At 57.3% G+C, this 21163-nt stretch carries 16 protein-coding genes; 7 read left to right on the forward strand and 9 right to left on the reverse strand.

What is annotated here, in order from left to right:
- Positions 1-1139, forward strand: a 1139-nt coding sequence (locus tag NUV55_RS10645) for a WecB/TagA/CpsF family glycosyltransferase (RefSeq protein ID WP_296672806.1), incomplete at its 5' end; no start/stop codon positions are given.
- Here NUV55_RS10645 and bcsZ read toward each other — a convergent pair.
- Positions 1123-2250 (reverse strand): cellulose synthase complex periplasmic endoglucanase BcsZ, encoded by a 1128-nt coding sequence (gene bcsZ / locus NUV55_RS10650; protein WP_296672808.1) that lies wholly within the window; start codon positions 2248-2250, stop codon positions 1123-1125. The two genes, NUV55_RS10645 and bcsZ, sit on opposite strands and share 17 nt — an antisense overlap.
- A 411-nt stretch (positions 2251-2661) precedes the next feature.
- On the opposite strand from bcsZ, the gene NUV55_RS10655 reads away from it, so the two are divergent.
- From NUV55_RS10655 to NUV55_RS10670, 4 genes are all read left to right on the forward strand, one after another.
- Entirely contained in the window at positions 2662-3843 is a 1182-nt protein-coding gene (locus tag NUV55_RS10655) for an acyltransferase (RefSeq protein WP_296672810.1), read from the forward strand.
- Positions 3844-4096: 253 nt separating this feature from the next.
- Entirely contained in the window at positions 4097-5566 is a 1470-nt protein-coding gene (locus NUV55_RS10660; RefSeq protein WP_296672812.1) for an ELWxxDGT repeat protein, read from the forward strand.
- A 208-nt stretch (positions 5567-5774) separates the two neighbouring features.
- Complete coding sequence (locus NUV55_RS10665; RefSeq protein WP_296672814.1) at positions 5775-6398, forward strand: DUF1566 domain-containing protein; 624 nt, start codon at positions 5775-5777, stop codon at positions 6396-6398.
- A 132-nt stretch (positions 6399-6530) separates the two neighbouring features.
- A complete protein-coding gene (locus tag NUV55_RS10670; protein WP_296672816.1) occupies positions 6531-7112 on the forward strand; it encodes a DUF1566 domain-containing protein in 582 nt (193 codons plus the stop codon).
- 213 nt (positions 7113-7325) lie between these two features.
- Here NUV55_RS10670 and NUV55_RS10675 read toward each other — a convergent pair whose 3' ends face one another.
- Positions 7326-10355 carry a cellulase family glycosylhydrolase gene (locus tag NUV55_RS10675; protein WP_296672818.1) on the reverse strand — a complete coding sequence of 1010 codons (3030 nt, stop codon included), beginning with the start codon at positions 10353-10355 and terminating at the stop codon, positions 7326-7328.
- Positions 10356-10984: 629 nt separating this feature from the next.
- Between NUV55_RS10675 and NUV55_RS10680 the strand changes: the two genes are divergently transcribed.
- Complete coding sequence (locus NUV55_RS10680; protein ID WP_296672819.1) at positions 10985-11341, forward strand: hypothetical protein; 357 nt, start codon at positions 10985-10987, stop codon at positions 11339-11341.
- Positions 11342-11541: 200 nt separating this feature from the next.
- On the opposite strand, the gene NUV55_RS10685 is transcribed toward NUV55_RS10680, so the two are convergent.
- The 4 genes from NUV55_RS10685 to NUV55_RS10700 all read right to left on the reverse strand — a co-directional run bounded on the left by NUV55_RS10685 (position 11542) and on the right by NUV55_RS10700 (position 13152).
- On the reverse strand, positions 11542-11730 hold the full coding sequence (locus NUV55_RS10685; protein WP_296672821.1) for a hypothetical protein: 189 nt from the start codon (positions 11728-11730) through the stop codon (positions 11542-11544).
- Between the two features lie 12 nt (positions 11731-11742).
- Positions 11743-11898, reverse strand: a complete 156-nt coding sequence (locus NUV55_RS10690) for a DUF3096 domain-containing protein (RefSeq protein ID WP_296672822.1) — start codon at positions 11896-11898, stop codon at positions 11743-11745.
- 447 nt (positions 11899-12345) lie between these two features.
- Positions 12346-12720, reverse strand: a complete 375-nt coding sequence (locus NUV55_RS10695) for a PRC-barrel domain-containing protein (protein ID WP_367280404.1) — start codon at positions 12718-12720, stop codon at positions 12346-12348.
- Between the two features lie 195 nt (positions 12721-12915).
- Positions 12916-13152, reverse strand: a complete 237-nt coding sequence (locus tag NUV55_RS10700; RefSeq protein ID WP_296672825.1) for a CsbD family protein — start codon at positions 13150-13152, stop codon at positions 12916-12918.
- A 394-nt stretch (positions 13153-13546) separates the two neighbouring features.
- Between NUV55_RS10700 and cls the strand changes: the two genes are divergently transcribed.
- Positions 13547-14848, forward strand: a complete 1302-nt coding sequence (gene cls, locus NUV55_RS10705) for a cardiolipin synthase (protein ID WP_367280405.1) — start codon at positions 13547-13549, stop codon at positions 14846-14848.
- A gap of 55 nt (positions 14849-14903) precedes the next feature.
- Here the strand turns inward: cls and NUV55_RS10710 are convergent, their stop codons facing one another.
- From NUV55_RS10710 to NUV55_RS10720, 3 genes are all read right to left on the reverse strand, one after another.
- Entirely contained in the window at positions 14904-15434 is a 531-nt protein-coding gene (locus NUV55_RS10710; protein ID WP_296672828.1) for an outer membrane beta-barrel protein, read from the reverse strand.
- Positions 15435-15669: 235 nt separating this feature from the next.
- Positions 15670-16461 carry a 4'-phosphopantetheinyl transferase gene (locus NUV55_RS10715; RefSeq protein ID WP_296672830.1) on the reverse strand — a complete coding sequence of 264 codons (792 nt, stop codon included), beginning with the start codon at positions 16459-16461 and terminating at the stop codon, positions 15670-15672.
- 6 nt (positions 16462-16467) lie between these two features.
- On the reverse strand, positions 16468-20547 hold the full coding sequence (locus NUV55_RS10720; protein ID WP_296672832.1) for an amino acid adenylation domain-containing protein: 4080 nt from the start codon (positions 20545-20547) through the stop codon (positions 16468-16470).
- Positions 20548-21163 lie beyond the last annotated feature (616 nt).

Raw genomic sequence — 21163 nt, forward strand, 5'->3', positions numbered from 1 at the left:
CCATCGATTACGTGGGCGACAGCGTGCCGGTGAGTTTGCTGGCGGATCGGCCGATCAAGCGCTGGGATGTGGTGGTCAAGGGGGCGGAGGATTATCTGCCCCGCTGGATAATAACCCTGGCGATGTTGCCGCTGGTGGCGGTTGAAGCGATTGCGGACAAACTGGTCAGGCCGGTTCCCGTCATTCCGCAAGCACGTGCCGCGAAATTAACTTTTCAGTTCGACAATTACGATGTGGCAGGATTCACGCATGTCGCTGCCAGCTTCGGACAGGACCGTTACGGCTATGTGGTGACGCCGAACGCGGATCACATGATCCGCCTGCACGAGGATGCTTCGTTTCGCGCGCTCTATGCCGCCGCCAGCTACATACTCCTCGACAGCCGTTTCCTGGCGCATGTATTGCGCATCACCAAGGGACTTCATCTGCCGGTTTGCACGGGCAGCGATCTGACGGCAAAACTTTTCTCCGATGTAATATCACCGGACGATCCACTGGTGCTGATTGGCGGCAGTAACGAACAGGCACGCAAGCTTGGCGAGCGTTATGGTCTGCGGAATCTGGCGCACTTCAATCCGCCGATGGGATTCATTCGCGATCCGGAGGCGGTGGAAACCTGCCTGCGTCTCATTGAGGCCCACAGCCCATTTCGTTTCTGCCTGCTGGCGGTGGGCGCCCCGCAGCAAGAAGCCATTGCACAACTACTGAAGACACGCGGTATCGCCCGCGGCCTGGTACTGTGCATCGGCGCCTCGATCAACTATCTCACCGGCGACGAACGCCGCGCACCGTTGTGGATGCAGCGTGCCGGGATGGAATGGTTTTACCGTCTGATGCAAGCCCCGGGACGTATGGCAAAGCGTTACCTCGTGCGTGGGCCACGCGTCTTCGCGCTGCTGCATAAGGCCGAGATTGTACTTCGCAAGGTAACGCCACCTGAACTGCAGGCGTTGCCGGCACCCGGCCTGCGGGCCCTACCGGTGGCGATTGCTGCCTATCAGTCGGCGCCGCGTCCCCGGCTGGTGGCAACATCCAATGAACCGGCCTTGCCAACAGCGTCTTCTTCAGAACCAACGTATGACTTAGCGTATCCGATGCATGCTGAGCGCGAGCAGCGCAACGTCAGCGCATCCATTTAGGTTGCAAGCGTCCCTGGTCGTCGAAACGGTACTGGCCATCGAGCCAGCCTTTGCCGAACAAAATCAATACTTGATCGTAATAGTTGGCAGGCTCGCCCTGCTTGGCGCGCCGCAAGGCGGCGCGTACCCGCTCGTGCTGCTTTTCCAGCGTCGGCTTGTCGCCGAGCGCACTCAGGAACGGCAACACTGCACCCGAATATCCGATGGGCGAGTAATCCGATTTGACCGCCACGGCGGTAACCGGATTGACCTTCTCGGGCGGCACGCCGAGCTGGCGGATCAGCGCGGCATAAGGGGAGAGCATCTTGACCGTTTCCCGGCTGCTATTCCCGGACATTCCCGCCCAGAGGTACACGCGAATGGCGTCGTAGCTCCCGGAGGGCTCACGCTGGGTATCCGGCATGACCCTGCCCGTGGAATCGACGACGAACAAATCAGGCGCGACGCCGGCGCTGAAAACCTTTGGCGTCATGCGATGGTAGCTGTCCCACACCGCCTGCCACGGGCCTTTCGGGTCGACCGCGGCCAGGTAGCGAAACATGAAGTCCGGGTAATAACTGGGATTCAGCCAAAAACGCCCTTTATCGAGCTGGAAACCGACAGGCCCCGGCAGCAGCACCGGGCCGGCGCTTCCCGCCTGGGCAATCTCGTGACGCCGGATCAGGGCCAACAGCTTGTGGGCGGTGTCGGCATAATCCGGCGCCTTCCACAAACGCGCGGCTTCCAGCAGGCTGTAGGCAATCCATAAATCGGCATCGGAGGCGGCATTCTCATCCTTCACGCCCCAACTGCCGTTATCGCGCAATCCCCAATGCCAGGCGGGGAGTTTTTTGCCCAGCTGTCCGGCGGCGAGATTATCGGAGGTCCACTTGAGAATGCTGTCGAACCTGGCGCGGTCATTGGCGACCAGGGCAAAGAACAGTCCGTAGGATTGCCCTTCCGAGGTGCTCTTGCGCTCGAAGGTAATGTCGATCACGCGGCCATCGGCCTGCACAAAACGTTCAGCGAAATCGTTCCATCCTGGCCAATCGGACGCTGGCATGGCAGCCACGCCAGCGCTCGATATCGCCCACCACAGAATTACCTGCATCACGATTATCTTAAGACGCATTTCTATCTCCGGTTGTTTATAAGATTCCCTGCTTGGACTTGTTCGACCAAGCCAGAAGGTTTTCTGAAAAACTCAAAAACTTCACAGGACGTTATTCCAGCTCAGCCGCCTGCCAGCTCCAGGGACAGTGATCACCCAACTGTCATTCCGCCTCAGACGTTCATCTGAAAATTAATCGTGGCGCGCCGTACGGTCTGTGCGGTCTCGTACACAGCGAGGCAGAAGGTGTCCTACCGTACAGAAACAGGCCGGGTCAGGTGGGACACTGGCCATGTCGGAATAGCTGTTACCTAATATATGTAGCAGGTGTATCGGCCATGATTATTGGCGTGCTACGCCGGGATCCACATGACCCTCGACGCCCCATGGGCATACTTCGTTCTCACAGCAGTCGTTTTGGGAATCGCGGCATTGCCCCAGTTTCGCTTTGTAGACAGTGCGCCCAACCCGCGCGCGCGCTATTCCGCGCTTGACGGGCTCAGGGGTTTCGCGGCCCTCAGCGTATTCGTCTTTCATCTTGTCCTGATACACCGGTTTATCGGAACCGGCGTATGGGAGGTGCCGGACTCCCGCTTCTATGCCTTGCTGGGGCCGGTCGGGGTGTCGCTGTTCTTCATGATCACCGGCTTTCTGTTCTGGGGAAAAATGTTGCGCGCAGAAGGCCGGCCACGCTGGCGCGATCTGTACATAGGCCGGCTGTTCCGCATCGGACCCATGTATCTGTTCGTCGTGCTGGCGATGCTTTACATCGTGTTCGCGCGCACCGGCTTTCAGTTGCATGAGCCGGCCGGCGTTGTGGTGGGATCGGTGCTTCAATGGCTGGCTCTGGGCGTGGTGGATGTGCAGCCCGATGTCAACGGCTACCCGGCCACCCGCGTGCTCGCCGGCGTGACCTGGACGATTTCGTACGAATGGGCATTCTATGCCTCGCTTGTCGCGACGGCGTATTTTGCCCGCGGCAGATTCCATTTGCAGTTTGTGCTCGGCGCGCTTGCCCTCTGTCTCGCCGGGAAGGTGCTGCTGCAGATCAGCGCCATGGGTCTCGCGGTGCTGTTTTTGTGCGGCATGGCCGTTGCCTCGCTGCTGCACAAGAACGTGAGACTGCCGATGCCGCATGCCCTGTCTTCGGCCCTGGCGCTCATATTGCTGGTGGCCGTGATGGCAACATCGCGCAGCGGCTATGGGACATACACCGTAATGCTGCTGGCGCCGTTTTTCTATCTCGTGTGCACGGGTACCTCGTTATTCGGTTTGCTCACGGCGGCACCCGCGCGCCGGCTGGGAAATGTCAGTTACAGCCTGTACCTGATGCAGGGTCTGGTGCTGACCCTGGTCTTCGCGATCGCTCCGATCAGGAACTTTGCCATGGCATCGCCACTGAACTACTGGATCATCGGTATCGTCTGTGCGGGCATACTGCTGCTCAGCGCTGCACTCGGCTATGCCTTCATAGAACGGCCTGGAATCGCGTTAGGCAAGCGCCTTATCCGGCGCCGTACCCTGCGACAAGCTGACGCTGATACAGCGCCGGCAGCGGGCCCGCTGCCTGAGCCCGCGCTAAAAAAAGTATGTACTGACATAGCTGCTTCGTGACAATAAATAAGCTCGCCGTGAACGCGGCGCGGGCGGGGTTGAAAATCCCTATAGCGCCAGTCGTTCGGGGAGGCGTTTTGGTTCGAAGAATTTCAATAAACTCTTCTGTATTAAGTCTGCTATCGAACAGACCCACTCGGTTTCCGGATTCATTATCCGCTTCCACGCACAAACTCGTCTTCTTTAGACGGGTGATTACACGCTCAACGCCCAGAATGTGCGTTGGCATTTTTGCAAAGCGAGAAGAAAATTTATGAAAAAACAGACTGTCTCCGTCTCCTCACTCCTGTTCAATTCCCTGCGAATTTCCTGCGTCACGGCTTTGCTGTTCACACTCGGCGCTTGCGGATCGGGCGGCGGTGGAGACAGCGGGTCAAACAGCGTTACCGGCGGTGGCGACGGATCGAGCGTCGCCTCAGAGATCAAGCTCATGGCCGCCAACGACGGTGTCAGCGGCATAGAACTCTGGAAAACCGACGGCACCGCCGCCGGTACGGTGCTGGTGCAGGACATCAATCCCGCGGCCGGGTCGGGTTCCGACCCTGTCGGCTTCACCGAGTTCAACGGCGCGTTTTATTTCCAGGCCGACGACGGCGTGCACGGTAAGGAACTCTGGAAAACCGACGGCACCGCGGCCGGTACAATACTGGTGAAAGACATCAATACCGCGGCTGGGGCGAATTCTTACCCTTATGGCTTCATCGTGTTAAACGGCGCGCTTTATTTCAGAGCCGGCGCCGGCGTGAACGGCGCTGATCTCTGGAAAACCGACGGCACCGCCGCCGGTACGGTGCTGGTGAAGGAAATCGATGCCACGACCGTGGCGAACTCCTACCCTTACGATCTCATCGGGTTTACCGAGTTCAACGGCGCGCTTTATTTCCATGCCGACGACGGCGTGAACGGCAGGGAACTGTGGAAAACCGACGGCACCGCCGCCGGCACGGTGCTGGTGAAGGACATCAATACCGCGTCCGGGGCGAATTCCTACCCTGACGACTTCACCGTCTTCAATAACGCGCTTTATTTCAGAGCCAACGACGGCGTAAACGGCTATGAACTCTGGAAAACCGACGGCACCACTGACGGCACCGTGCTGATAAAGGATATTAATACCGCGACCGGGGCGGGTTCCCTTCCTCTCGGCTTCACCGTCTTTAACGACGCGCTTTATTTCGAAGCCGGCGAAAGCGTGAACGGCATAGAACTCTGGAAAACCGACGGCACCGCCGCCGGCACCGTGCTGGTAAAGGATATTAATACCGCGTCCGGGGCGAATTCCTTTCCTCGTGGCTTAACCGTCTTCAACAACGCGCTTTATTTCAAAGCCGGCGATGACATGAACGGCGGTGAGCTCTGGAAAACCGACGGTACCGCCGCCGGCACCGTGCTGGTAAAGGATATTAATACCGCGGCCGGGGCGAATTCCTACCCTTACGGCTTCGCTCAGTTCAACGGCACGCTTTATTTCAGAGCCGACGATGGCGTGAACGGCTATGGGCTCTGGAAAACCGACGGCACCGCCGACGGCACGGTGCTGGTGCAGGACGTCAATGCCGAGACCGGGGCGAGTTCCAACCTTTACGTCCTCATCGGCGCGCTTTATTTCCATGCCGACGACGGTGTGAACGGCATGGAGCTCTGGAAAACCGACGGCACCGCCGCTGGCACGCAACTGCTGAAAGACATTTGTCCGGGGCTGTGCGATGGAGTTCTGTATTGACCGGATCGACGTGCCGGTGCCTCGACGCGCGCAGCCGGAGCCCACGTATGGCGGAATAGCGCCGCGTGTTCCGCCGCATGAAAGAGCCCGCCCAGACAAAGGAATTTCCCCGACCACCGTCGCTATGGCGTTCCGGGAAATTGTGGCTTGACCGAGAACCCATGAATTGGGGACTTCATTTTTAGTTTTAACACCCGAAGAGGGGACTATGTCCAACCTTAAACGCTTATTGGTATCGACGGCCATTCTGATCAACCTCTTGCTTACTGCCTGCGGTGGAGATGGAGGTGGAACCGGGGGTGGAAGTGGAAGCACGCCTTCCGCCACTGCCGTTTCCATCGCGCTACCTGAAACCGGCCAGACCACCTGCACCGATGCCACCGGTGTCGTGATTGCCTGCGCCGGCACCGGCCAGGATGGCGAACACCGGGCCGGCGTGGCCTGGCCGAATCCGCGCTTCAGTGTGGACAATACCGGCAACTGCATGACCGACAACCTGACGGGGCTCATGTGGGCCCGGCAAGGTGCCCTGTCCGGAACCTGGCAGGCGGCTTTCGAACTCGCCGCGAATCTCAACCTTTGCGGTTTTACCGACTGGCGAATACCCAATCGCAAAGAGCTGCTCAGTCTCGTCAATTACGGTGAGGTGAACAACGGAACCTGGCTGCTCGGCAACGGCTTCACCTTTCAGATCGAATCCATCTTGTGGTCATCGTCGAGCGTTGCCGGTAGTGCGGACAGGGTCTGGGCGCTCATCGTGTTGCCAGGCATCCTGACCCAGGTGGCCAAGTCCCCCGGAATCAGCTCATTGCCTGTGCGCGCCGGAAGATAGGACATTCGGATATTGGACCCCTTCACACAATAGAAACGACATGAACCGATACGAATATTTTCCACTATGCAAAATGACGATGGGGATTACGCCACCCACATATCAAATAGCCTGATTACGGAGAATCCAAGCATGCGACACTTTCATCTGATACTGGCAGTAACCATAAGCCTGCTGCCCTTCACCACGGTGCAAGCCGCGCCCGCCGACCTGCCCGAAACCGGCCAGACCACCTGCACCGATGCCACCGGTGTCGTGATTGCCTGCGCCGGCACCGGTCAGGACGGCGAACACCGGGCCGGCGTGGCCTGGCCGAATCCGCGCTTCAGTGTGGACAATACCGGCAACTGCATGACCGACAACCTGACGGGGCTCATGTGGCTGCGGAGTCCGGATGCCACAGCCCGGACTTGGCAACAGGCTCTCGACTTCGCCAACAATCTCGAGCTTTGCGGCTCTACCGACTGGCGGCTGCCCAATGTCAACGAACTTGAAAGTCTGGTGACCAGTGAAGTTTCCGATCAGGCAAGCTTTCTGAACGGTCAGGGTTTCAGCGGCGTGCAGGCGGACAGTTACTGGTCCTCGACGATCTACGCCGGTTTTAGCTCTAGTTCATATCCTTTAGTATGGATCGTCGCCATGGCCGATGGCGCCATGGGCCCCATCCTTAGGTCCGAAAGCCACTTCGTCTTGCCCGTGCGTGCCGGGCAGTAGGGGTATTAGGAGAGTGGGAGGAGGATCATTTTGCGGCCCGAGGGGGCCGTTGCACTGGAAGGCAACGCCGGGGTCGAGGAGAATAACTGTTCTCCTCATCCCTCGCCCGCACCGTCTGCGTGCGCGTGTGCCATAACCTCTGGGCCCAACCGAAGCTCTTGTGGGTGGGCGATGCCTACCCCACGCACTACATACCTACATTCGAAAGCTTGTTTACTGCACCGTGAACGAACTCGCCGTAAACGCCACGTAGGCGGGATTGAAGATGCCGATGGCGCCGGTGGTTGCGCCCGCGGGGATGGTCACCTGTACTTGTGTATCGCTGATGACTGCCACCGCCGCATTATGCGCGGCGCCGACCCATCCCAGATTCGAGCCGGTGAAGCCGGACCCGTTCAGCGTCACCACCGTACCCACCGGGCCGGAACTGGGTGAGAAGTTCATGATGCCCTGTTGCTGGTAAGCCGTCGTGCTACTCGTCACCGTGAACGAACTCGCCGTAAACGCCACGTAGGCGGGATTGAAGATGCCGATGGCGCCGGTGGTTGCGCCCGCGGGGATGGTCACCTGCGCCTGCGTGTCGCTGATGACATTCACCGCGGCATTATGCGCGGCGCCTGCCCACGCCAGGTTCGAGCCGGTGAAACCGCTGCCATTCAACGTCACCACCGTACCCACCGGGCCGGAACTGGGCGAGAAGTTCATGATGCCCTGTTGCTGGTAAGCCGTCGTGCTGGTCGGCGTCGTTACCGCAGGCGTTGGTGTTACGGTTGGCGTCGTTGATGCAGAACCGAGCGCCGCACGTATCCCTTCCAGGAATTTCTGCGCAATCTTGGCATGCGCGGCTTCGGTCGGATGAATGCCGTCGTATAAATCGGCGGTCGTCAAAACCGAGTTCACGTCAACAAAGCGAACGCGTTGCCCTGCCGCGGCCCGCGTATCCACATTCCTGCGAATGACGGCGTTGAATTGCTGAACCAGCGTCGCGCGATCGATATTGTTCGGCTGAATGATCGCCGAGGTTTGCGGCGGAATCGACGCTACAAAGATCCAGGCATTGGGACGCGCTGTCCTGAGTTGGTCGATCAAGGCGTTATGGCTGGCACCGATTTGATCCGCATTCTTGGCTGCCCACCAAGCAGTGTCGTTGGTACCGATCATGAGCAGAATAATGTTCGGCTGCGCCGATGCCGTCCAGGCACTGGCATTGCTGGCAATGTTTTCGATGGAAAACTGAGGGTGTCCCTCGTGGTCTTTGTCGGTAATGCGCGTCCACTGGTCAGACTGCGTCCCCACGTAGCTGACGCCGCAGTTGTTCTGTTGCAAACCGGTATACAGATTATTGCGATACCCGCCGTTCACGCCGAGCGTGATGGAGTCACCCAGCGGCATGATGCCGGTACAACTTTGAAGCTGAGTGCCGCCCGTGGCGGGAACCGGAGCTGGAACCGGCGTGGGAGCAGGGGCAGGGGCAGGCGATGTTGACCGGTTAACGAGCTGGACGTTATCGATATAGTAAGTCAGATTCGACGTGCTGTTATTCTGAAATAAAATCTTTCGGAATGAGACGCCTTTGGGATTCATGACCGAAAGCGGAATTTCGACGTGATACCAGGCGTTTGGCGCAAAAGAAGGCACATAATTCGATATCTTCGCGGCCGTACCCCAGCCAAGATCCAGGCTCGCCACCAGCGAATTCATGGCGGCGCCCACCACGGGACCCGCGGACACATCGAAACTCAGATGGGTATAAAGATTGGCGGGTTGATCGACCCACTTCCAGTTGGCATCGCGGCTGTCAAGGCTGACCCCGCCCCAGGTGGTGGCGACCACTTTGATGGCGCTGGCTCCCGACTTCACAAGCTGGCTCTGGACCGTCGCGGTCGAGCTCCAGCCGGAAAGCTGCCAGAGAGATGCCGTGGCATCACTAAAGATGGCTTGCGATCCAACAGTTGTTGGCGGCGTTACCGGCGCAGGTGCGGGCGGCGGCGCGGTCGTTGTTGGCGGCGGCACTACCGGTACGGGCGGCGGCGCGGTGGTCGTTGACGCCCCCCACAACTTCTTCAGCAACGCCATCTTGTCCTGACGCACGTTCAAATTGTCGTCGAGGATGCCGCCGGTATCGCCGCTGTTGGGGGTGTAACACCAATAGAAACTGTTGCGGATGCCCTTGCTGAGAAGATAATCCACAAAAGCGTTCTGCCAGGTAACGTCCCGTTCCCTGCCCGTTCCCTGCCCGTACTTACCGCCCCACTCACCGACCACCACGGGATGCGTCCGAAAGAACTGGCCAAACAGGGTGTCCCAGTGTGCCGGCAGATTGGCTGGAAACGTGGAGGCGCTGAATGAAGACTTCTCGAACACGTCGGGGCCATAAGTGTGAGGCGTCAGCACCAGCTTGTCGTTCGGAATGTTAAGCGGCTGATAGGCCTGGGGCTGAAAGTTTTCGCCCCAGTTCGTGGGGATGCTCGAGTTCTCTATGCCGTCCCAGTTGCTGTTGATGCCCTGGACAAAGATCAACAAATTTGGGTTGGCTGCCAGCACCGCCGCCGAGGCGAGCTCCGCCGCCGGCTTCCAGAAGTAAATCGGGTTGGTGACGCTTGAGTCCCCCTCGCTCCAACGCACCGTGCCATTGGGTTCGTTATAGATATCGATGCCGAAGAAGTGGGTCAGGTGGGCGTAGCGTTTGGCGACATACGCGAGGTCGCGCAACCAGTTTTCCTGGGTGTAGGCCTGCTTGTTATATATAAGGTTGAAATCGGCCGCGTTCGACAGGAACCACGTCGGGTACTGTCGCACCATCGACACGCTGTGAAAATCGAGCAGAATGTACATGCCCTGACGATTCGCCTCGGCCATCCACAGGTCGAGGACATCCAGCGGGGTCTTGCCGATCAGGTCCGGATTGAGCTTGGCGTCAATGTAGCTCAGCTGATTGACGGGGGTTTTGTTGTAAAGCGTGTCGGGCACAAACGGCACGCGGATGGCGTTAAACCCGAGGCTCTTGATCTGCGCGATCTGTTGCTTCCAGCCCATGGCCCACAGGTATTGGGGCTGCAGGATCGGGGCGTTGAATCCGAAGTGGCTGACACCGCGAACCTGGATCTCCTGGCCCGAGGCATCGTATATCTTTCCCGCCTGCGCAAAGTAGCCGGCAGCTATTGCATTCGTGGTAGCTGCTATAGTAAAAAGTACGGCCAGCGCGAATGCCTGAAAAACACGGTAAACAAGACCCTTATTCATTCAAACCCCTCCCTGAGTACTGGTTGCCTCGATACATCGCAGTTCCATTGCCTGTATTCGCGCCCTGAGGGCAATCACACTGGCACCGGCGTTGCTATCTATAATCACTTGTCTGTGCGTTAGCCCACGTATGAGTTCCGAACATACACGGAGTTCATTGTCTATGCGCTAACGTACGCTAGGAGGGGTGATGCGACAGACGGGTGGTTAGACGATCACAATGGCAGTTTTTCCTGGGATTCGTCGTTGCTGGGGAGAGATGGAAACTGGAAGCCATAAAAAAAGGCCCGTATACGGCGCGGGCCCTTCAGAATTTCATACAGGCATAGTCGTCACTCGCCACTCCTGAGCGGAACGACGACAAAATCAAGCTGTTAAACACTTACGATATGCGCGGCTGAGTGAGCAGGGAGTTTTTTGTGGCGATGCGGCGGGTGACATGTGCGCCACCGTACCGATCCAGCACGTCGTTGCGCACACACTGTAATTTGTTAGCAAACCAGATTTATTATTAGCGGGAAAGTGACTGACCGCTATTCGTGAAATCTTTTTCTAACTGCTCATTGATCGTAAACACGACACTCGTTTTTCAACCGGATGACCAGTGTAATTCATTCAGGAGAAATTCCATGAAACGTACTCTCATTTATTCCGCTGTCATCGCCACATTGTTTTCTGCGGTGGCATCGGTAGGCATCGCGGCGGACAAGGACCGGGATCAGCGCCATCAGTCACAAGACCAGGTCTATGGCTCACAACTCATGAATCAGCAGGAGCGCGATGATTTTCGTGCCCGGATGAGCGCCGCGAAAACTGGCGAGGAGCGCGATCAGATCCGCCAAGCACATTACATCCAGATGAAAGCGCGCGCCAAACAACAGGGTATGACGCTGCCGGATGAACCTCCAGCGCAGGGGATGGGTTCCGGAGGAGGGATGGGTGGCCCCGGCGGTGGCGTTGGGCCCGGTAGCAGGCGGATGAATTAACAGTTTGTCGAAAAAGTCCGAAAAACAAGCAAATCCGTCACCCTGGCTTGCGCCGGGGTGACGTTGTGTTTTTCAACAAACTATTAGATTTGTGTATGGAAAAGTGAGTGGAATTATTTAAGCCATCGAATACACGCTGCATGATCATCAAAGGGGTGAGTGCCGGGGGAACCGGCGCTGACCCCTAGTACGCGGCTGGTTTATTTCTTCATGGCGTCCCTGGTTTTGTCGACGGAATCGTCGATTTTTTCGCCGGTCTTTTCCATCGGCCCCTGGGGATTGACCGCGTCCTGGATTTTCTCAACGGTGGTTTTCTTTTCACAAGCAATAAACCCAACCGCGAACAGCAGGCTGATGGACAAAATCGACAGCGTTTTCAAGGTAGACATGTGCTTACTCCTTTAGTGCAGGTTAAAGTTTCCGGCGCCAAACAGTCCGAGCAGCCCGATAATAATCAGATAAATGGCGACGATATAGTTCAGCAGGCGCGGCACGGCCAGAATGAGTATGCCCGCGACAAGTGAAATCAACGGGGCAATGCTTAAGGTCATGTTCATGCAGGGCTCCAATCAGACGTGTTGATGAAATGATGATCGCAACTTGGTCGGACCAGGTGTTCACCGATCTTCTTCGCATGAATAATCGTGTGGGTGCAATTCAACGCTAATGGAAACCCCACCAATTCCGCCAAAGAGATAAATACGCCGAGTGCACTCCTGGCTCTGTGCGTTATCGCACGTAGCCCGGTTTTTTCTAATATACCCGGCATCACCCCGTGGGGTCGGAATATACCGAAAGGATGCGCATCAGTGCTGCAGGATGTCAGGGCTTACAGGCTTAACGCAACCCCAGGAATCCAAGGACAAACAGCACGATGACCACTAGTCCGACTAAATAAACGATTGAGTTCATGTTATTCCTCGATATAGGCGGTAAAAGCTCACACGATGACAGACGGGCAGCCGGGCTGACTTCAAGAATGCCCGGCGGAATCGATGGGCGGATTACACGCGCGGTTTGCCGGAATCCAGGCTGGTATCATAGTAAGCATGGATTTTCTTCGCCCAAGTCGAATCCGACATGTTGGGCCATTTGTCCTTGTCGAATCCCGGCGCATCTTTGAGGCGATCCTTCTCTACATTGAGCATGAAGCGCTTGTTTTCCGTGTCCAGAGTCAACGCATCCCACGGCACGGCGAAAAATTTGTCGCCCATACCGAGGAAACCACCAAAAGAAAGCACCGCGTAGCGCACTTTGCCACTGCTGGTGTCCAGCATGATTTCCTTGATGTCACCCAGGTCATCCTCATTTTTGTTGCGGACACGGTTTCCGATGAGCGTGCTCGCGCCCATTATTTCCGGTCCGGGTCCATGCCGCATGTCGGCTCCATGTGCATCACCGTCGTGGCCTTTTTTTACATCATAGGTATCGAGAACTTCGTTTCTCATGATTATCTCCTGTTACGAATAATGTGAGCCAACTTCCTTCCTGCCCATGCCCGTTGCGGCACGGCTGACTCAAGACACCTGCCGTTCAATTGCACTTTTCAGCCAGCGAATGAATTTAAAAAAAAGTCAACCGCTTTTCTGGGGGTCGTGCCTGAAATCGCCATAACCCCGAATGTCATCCTCGAGATCGTCATAGCCCCGCGTGTCTTCCTTGAAATCGCCATAGCCGGCCAAGATCCGGCCTCCGATTTTTTGTGCCTGTCCTTTCTTTTCCATTAGCTTGTCGCGGGTGAGCTTGCCGCTGACTTCCTTGATCCTGCCTTTTGCCTGTTTGATTCGACCCTTGAATTGATCCTTGTTCATGATTGCCTCCTGACAACGAATTTCGAGAACTTCCCGCACCGCCTTACGCGGCAATACGGCCTCTGACCTGTCACAGTATGTGCGCCCAACCTCGATTGATCGGTGCGCTAGCCCACATGATCAGGAAATCCCGATCCCGCACGCTGTAAAGGGTTACACCCGGGGTGTATCGCTTGGCAGGACTCACTCAACAACCAATCTGTGATGTAAATCGAGGGACGATGATTGATGCGTTTGGAACCTGATTTATACTGAGCGAATGTCCTCAAAAGGTTTGGCCCAAATACCGCCATGGCATTACTTCGCCTTGCTTCGTTCCGGGCGCATGGCAGCGGCTGCCTGCTACCTGCTCACCCTCGCTGGATGCGCGAGCTTTCCCGACGCCGCCCATGAGATGGGGAAACCTCATGCAGAGACGGTTCAATTCGACAGCGCGCGCGGTCCTGTCTCGGCAAACAAAAGCGCCAACATTCTCGCAGAACTCAAAAGCCAATCCGGCGACATCGACATACTGCAAAAGCACCTGGCGCTGGAACAGGCGATTAACACCGACAGCCCGCTGGTGCTGGGCAACAGGCTGGTCCTGCTGCAAGACGGGCCGGCGACGTACCAGGCCATGTTCGCAGCCATGCGCCAAGCCAAAGACCATATCAACCTGGAAACCTACATCTTCGGAGACGACGACATCGGCAAACAGTTCGCAGATCTGCTGCTGGAAAAACAAGCCGCGGGCGTCCAGGTCAACCTGATTTACGACAGCGTCGGCTGCCTGAATACGCCGAAGGTTTTTTTCGAGCGCCTGAGCGCCGGTGGCATCCAGGTACTTGAGTTCAATCCGATCAACCCATTGACCGGCAATAAAAAGGAATGGCTGCTCAATAACCGCGACCACCGCAAATTGCTGCTGGTCGACGGCCGCATAGCTTTCATCGGCGGCATCAATATCAGCGAATCCTATTCCAGTAGCCCCTCCGTCAAGTCAGCCAGGAAAAATGAGGTGAACGCCGTGGGCTGGCGTGACACTCATCTTCAGATCGAAGGTCCGGTGGTGGCAGATTTCCAGAAGCTGTTCATGGACACCTGGACCAAGCAAAAGGGTCAGCCGCTGGCCCGGAAAGACTATTTCCCCAAACTCGGTAATCAGGGCGACGAGATCGTGCGCGCGATCGGCAGCGCCTCCGCCGATCCCCACAGCCTGATCTATCTCACGTTGCTATCGGCAATTGCCAATGCGGAACGGCGCGTGTATCTGACGAATGCCTATTTCGTTCCCGATCCGCAATTGCTCAAATCCCTGACCGACGCGGCACGGCGCGGCGTCGATGTGAGGCTGGTTCTACCAAGCTACTCCGACTCCTGGACGGTGTTCCATGCCGGACGCTCGCATTACACTAAGTTGCTCCGCGCCGGCGTTAAAATCTTTGAACGGCGCGGCGCGGTCATGCATTCCAAGACCGCTTCCATTGACGGCGTCTGGTCAACCATCGGTTCAACCAATCTGGATTGGCGCAGCTTTTTGCACAACGACGAACTCAACGCATCGATTCTGGGCCGCGATTTTGCCCGGCAAATGGACGCCATGTTTACCAGGGATTTGGCGGAGTCCAACGCCATCGACCTCGATCGCTGGAAGGAACGATCGCTGATGCTCCGATTGAAAGAGTGGCTGGCACGCTTCGCTGAGTACTGGCTGTAGCCAGATTCAGCGGGCGTGAGCTGACGGAAAACGGGTTCTAATGCCCGTTTTTCGCTTAGAACTTGAACTCGAGTCCGGCCGTGAAGGTATTGAGGTTGGTATCCGCCACTTCATAGCGTTCCGCGTCGAGGCGTAATGCGAAGTTTTCAGTAAAGCCAAACTTGAAGCCGCCACCCCAGAACGGATCGTTGCCTTTACTGGCTCCCAGCGCTCCGCCCAATGACGAATCCGATTCCCACCAGAACTGTCCGACCTTTGCAAAAGCCGTCGACGTGGTTCCCACCGGCATCGAAAATACCGCCGACAGGCCCTTGCCATCGGATTCGAACCTGTCGCTGCCGTTGCTGACACGGTTGAAATCGACCCACGAGCCTTCGACGCCGAACCAGTTGTTGAACTGACCGCCAATGACCGCCTTCAATACATCATCATTGTCGTCAAGATCGCTTTTTTTGATGCTATAGGCGCCCCACGAACCACCAAAATATACCCCGGGACCTTTTGCCTGGGCAGCGGTAGCGCTCAGTGGACCGAGCAACAGCACGGCCGACAAGCCGATGAGAGAACTTAGTTTTTTGATTCGCATGTCTACAGCTCCTTATCCGATTGGATTAATCAGTGAAAATTCAGCGTATCACCCATACCGCCATGCTTCTGTGTTCTGGCGCACATAAAGTTCGAAATATTGTGGCTGAGGCATCCACGATATGACGAAGACCCGGTTAGTTAAATAACGACCAAAAGGGGCTCAATGAAGGTGTCAGTCGTTCAACGTGAACGATTAATCTCCGAGACGGAGTTTTGTCTCGCTCGAATTTTCGTCAACGCGCCTCGAGAACCATACCCGTGACAACAAGGTTACCGTGGAACTCGAAACGCCCCTTCCAGGACTTTGTGTCATACTCCAGCAGCGCGATACTCCGCCGTGGTCGCAGAGCGAAGCATCCTGAACTCGCATAGTTGGCGGGAATATCCACCGTGACATCGTCGTACTCCAGCCACTGCCGGGTCACGCCGTTTTGGCACTTATAGAAAGATTCTTTGGCGCTGAATATGATGGCGGCACATCGAACCTGCTCCAGCTCACGGAGCGCAGCGAGCCAGACCATCTCTTCGGGCGTGCAGATGGTCGGCCAAATTTCCGGCGTCACTTGCCCGACGATTTCCATATCCAGACCGATGGCGCGGAACTGGCTTTGCCTTGCGACGACGGCGCCACACATGCCGGTTGTGTGAGATATGCTGCCGACGACGGTATCCGGCCATTGCGGCCGCCGGTCGCTGTGCATGCGCAGTGGGTAGTCAATGAATCCGAACTCTGCCAGGGCTCGGCGCGCGCAAAGGCGTCCGGCGGCGAACTCCTGCATCCGCTTCGGAACGGCGCGCACGAGTTGCTTTGCTTCATCGGGCAATAACAGCGACGGGTCGCCGGCTGTCCGAAGTTCGGCGGCCGCCACGCCCGGCGGGAACAAACTGGCCAACAGCGAAGAAGGACTCGCGGGATTGTTTTGAAACGTCGGGGTGTAACCATATTCGACTGACTTATGACCCGCAGCACCAGGGGAATTCCGGCTGCTCCAGTTTTCCTCAGTGGATATGATGTGCCTCGACATGTTTATTTATGCGCTCACGGTGCGTCGTTTCCCCGGTTTGTCATAAACATCCATCAACGCCGAGACTTGTGCGGCCATCTGCTCCAGGCCCTGGCCCTTGAACACAGTGAAATGATCGCCGTCAAGGACGGAAACATCGACGCCCCCCAACGCGAAGGCGCCCCAGCCCATCCGGGGATCGAGAAACAGGCCTTTGGGCTCCTGGGCGCTGCACAAAAGCGTTATTTTTCCGGAGTAGGGTTTGGGCTCATAGGCTCGCGCTGTTTCTTCAAGATATGCGAGCAGCCATTGATCGTAATTTTCTGCACTTGACTCTCTGGCCTCGAATGCGACGCGTGCCGGCGCATTGCCCGGCGAGCGGCCAAACCAGCGCAACAGTCTTTTATACATGACTCGCTGTTTCAGGAACGCAGCCAGCGTCTGCTCACGCGACATCATTCTCTGCCAGTCCGCGCCAATCAGTTGCCAGCGATACGAGTAATCGGCAAGGATGGCGCGCGTCCGGGAAAGTCGTCGATGGTGGCCCGGCGCCCAGGCATCGATCATGGCGAGCAGCGACACCTCGTGTCCCGCTTCGGTGAGCTGTCGCGCCACCTCGAAGGCCAGCACCCCGCCGACGCACCAGCCGATCAGTTTGTAAGGCCCGGTGGCTTGAAACTTGCGGATAAGCTGCACGTACTCGGCAGCAATGGCTTCCAGCGTTTGCGGGAAGCTTTCGCGCTCTATCGAAGGATCGAATAGCTGAAGCGCCGTGAGAGGTTGGTCCGGGCCGAGGCGTCTGGAAAGATTGTAATAATAAACACCGGTGTTATGGATGGCGATCAAAGGCGGCTTCGAACCATTAGGCTGCAACCGGACCACTTGCCGAAAATCGAATTCGCGCTGACCGCTGTGCGTCAACAGCTTTGCCTGCTCGACGATGCTCGATGCCCTGAACAGGGTCAACAGGCTCAGGCGCTGTCCGAACTCTGCTTCGATACGGGCCAAGAGTCGCGCCGCCAGCAGGGAATGACCGCCCGATTCGAAGAAATCCGCCGTCTTGTCAATCGTCCCCAGCCCAAGCACCGAACTCCAGATCCTTGCCAGACGACGCTCAATCTCGTTGAGTGGTTGCACCGTTTCCATGTTTTGACGGGGTGCCGGTACCGGCAGGGAGCGGCGATCGATCTTGCCGTTTAGCGTGCGTGGCAACGCATCCAGTATGACGATGGACGAAGGACACATATAACCCGGCAAGGATTGCGCAAGGCTGGCGCGCAATGCACCAATCAAGACTTCAGACGGTTCCGCCCGGGCGTTCTGGGGAACCGCGTAGGCCCAGATCGCGCCCTCCCCCGAAGGGTCAAGTCCGAGCACGGCGACGGCCTCGGCAATGCCCGGATGGCGCAACAACACCGTCTCGATTTCTCCCAGTTCGATGCGAAAACCCCGCAACTTAATCTGGTGATCGGTACGGCCGAGATACTCCATGCTCCCGTGCTGTTTCATGCGGACCATGTCACCGGTACGGTACATCATCGCGCCGGCATGCTTGCGGAACTTGTCGGGGATGAATTTTTCCCTGGTTGCCTCCGGCTGCTCGAAATAGCCGTGCGCGACTCCGTCGCCCCCGATACAAAGCTCGCCGGGCACGCCGCACGGCACCAGCTCCTGATGGCTGTCAACAATGTAGAACTGCGTATTGGCGATCGGCGGCCCGATCGGAACCGTGCCCTCGCCGGACTCGGCCCGAAGCGCCGAGGACCAGACGGTGGTCTCGGTGGGTCCGTACATATTCCAGAGTTCGCCGCCGCATTCCAGGAGCCTTTCAGCCAGCTGGCGCGGCATTGCTTCGCCGCCGCACAACATCTTGAGCGGCGGGTTTCCATGCCAGCCTGCTTCAAGCAGGACCTGCCACATCACCGGTGTGGCCTGCATGAAGCTGGCATGGTGTCGCTGCAAAAGCGCGAACAACGCAGCGCCGTCGGCCATTTCCTGTTCCTTCGCCAAAACCAGCCTGGCGCCGACGATCAAAGGAAGAAACAGATCCGGCACCGCCATGTCGAAAGAGATCGTGGTAACCGAAACCACTGTGTCTTCATGGGTGAGCCCGGGTTGACGCCGCATCGCGCAAAGCAGATTGACCAGTGCGCGGTGATGTATCGCCACTCCTTTTGGCCGTCCGGTCGATCCGGAGGTGTAGATGAGATAGGCGGGATCGTCGGGCGATACGGACGGTGGCAAAGCTTCCGCGCTCTGTTTTTCAATCAGCATGGATTGGGAGTCGACAACGATTACCGACATTGCCTCATGCACCAGGCGCTCGCGTAACGAAGCTTGCGTAATAAGAGCCGCAGGTCGCGAGCTCTCGAATATGTACTGAAGTCGCTCTGCCGGATATGTCGGGTCGAGCGGGATATAGGCACCGCCGGATTTAAGAACGGCCAGGAGCGCCACCATCAACTCGGGCGAGCGGTCCAGAACCACCGCGACCCGGCTGGTCGGCTCCACCCCGCGTCGTCGCAGCTCATGCGCCAGCCGGTTCGATGCGAGGTCAAGTTCACGATAGCTCATGCTGCGCTCACCGCAAACCACGGCTGCTGCATCTGGCGTGCGTCTGGCCTGGGCTTCGAAAAGTTGCGGCAGCGTCAGATGCCTCGGATATATTGCGCTGGTGCGATTGTTTTCGACGACCAGCTCATGGCGCTCGCTATCGTCGAGGATCGCCAGGCTCGAGATTTTGCGCGCCGGGTCGGCCACCACGGAGCGCAACAGTACCTTGAGATGATCGAGAAGATGGACGATCGTCCGATTCTCAAACAAATCAAGATTGTATTCACAGCATACGCTCCAGCCTTCCGGTCCTTCCACCATGGAGAAATCCAGATCGCAGGCCGCTCGCACGGAACACGAGGGCAGCTCAATCAGCCTGAAGCCGGCAGAGCTATTACTCGCCATGAACGGCCGCGGGAACGTGAAATTCACCGAAAACAGCGGATTCCGGCTCAGGTCAGGCGCGGGCTTCACGATCTCGATCAGATCTTGCGGCGTAATCTGCTGATGCTTCAGGATGCCAGCAAGATTGTCGCGGGTGCGCGCCAGCATTTCGAGGAAGCCTGGGTCGCCCGACAAGTCGTTGCGCACCACCAGCATGCTGCTGAACAGGCCAATCAGCTTCTCGAGATCCGCCTCGTCTCGACCGGCGAATTCGCTGCCGATGGAAATATCGGATTCCCCTGTAAAGCGGTGCAGCAGTGTGAGCAGCGCCGTCAGAACGGTGACAGGCAGCGTGGCACCGTTAAGGCGGCCAAGCTGCGCCAACTCGTCGGTCAATTCTCTGCCCAGCGGAACCGACAGGGTGCCTCCATTCGGCGTCAACATCGGTGGGCGCGCGCGGTCGGTTTGAAGTTCGAAATGCTTGAGGCCGTGCAAGGCACGCTCCCAGTAATCTGCATCCGTCTGCCGGATTGGCCTGGTGAGTCTTTGCACCTGCCCTGCGGAAAATTCACCGTAACTGACAGGCAGATCCGGCAACACCGGAGGCCGCCCGGCATCCAGAGCCGCATCAATTTCACTCAGCTCGCGCGCCAGGATGTTGATCGACCACGAGTCACTAACGATATGATGCAGCGTCACCAGCAATACAGAAACATCCTTGCGCAGGCACACATGCGTCATTCGCATTAGCGGTGGCGCCGATAAATTGAATGGGGTGCACGCTTCCAGACGTGCGATGTGCTCGGTTTCTGTCAGCGCTTCCGCTTCGGGTAATCCGGTCAAATCGATGATGGGAATGTGGAAGGAAACGTGCGGCTCGACGATCTGCATGACTTCGCCACCGGCCTCCGCGAAAAACGTGCGCAAGGCCTGGTGCCGCTCCATGATCAACCGAAATGTTTTTTCCAGTCGGGCATTGGAAATCGTGCCTTGCAGACGCCAACGCACGGTGATGTTCAGTGATGGATGACGCGGGTTGAGTTGATGCAGCAACCAGAAGCGACGCTGGCCTGGAGAGCAGGGAAACTGGAGCCTTTCCTTCCCCGCCATAACGGGTGACCGGGCGCGCATTGTTGACACCATGACGTCATCAGTCGTTGCGGTACTCATGTCGTCAATGTTTTCCCGGATTTTGACTGTAGTACCCACGAATCATGGGGCTGAATACCGGCAGCAAAGCTTTGGCGGAAGCAACATCTGAACAGCCTTTTATCCGTTCGCCATGGCCAAAGAAAAATAGCATGCAGAAAATCCTTTCTGCCTATTTCAGGTTAATGAACAGACACGGACGCTATGCTTACAGGGCCCCCGGGTCTGTACGCAGACGTACATACATTGCGGTTCAACCGACTGCAGTCTTTGTCTCGGCCAGGAGCTGGTGGCGCCGGGTGTGAGGGGTTTAACAGTGCGGCGCCGATTCCTTGTGTACGACACCGCACAGACTGTAATGCCTGTGGCCCTATAAAAAGCTATTTCAAATCATCAGTTTTTGAGCTGGTCAATCCTGTCGATGATAGGGAATCTGGCTGATGGTGCCGGCAGGAGCGGTCAGCGCATTTGTCTCTGTCGTTGTAAATGGGTTTTCCATGCGTCAATGCCGTCATATGGGACGGGTACTTGCTTATGAACAATCTCCCCGTCGTTTCCCGAGAAACCACCGTATCGGTGGTCACGCCGGTTATTCCGCTGAACTTCGTTTATCCCGGCCTTTCGCTGGCGCAGATTC

Source organism: Sulfuricaulis sp. (genome assembly GCF_024653915.1).
Classification (GTDB): Bacteria; Pseudomonadota; Gammaproteobacteria; order Acidiferrobacterales; family Sulfurifustaceae; genus Sulfuricaulis.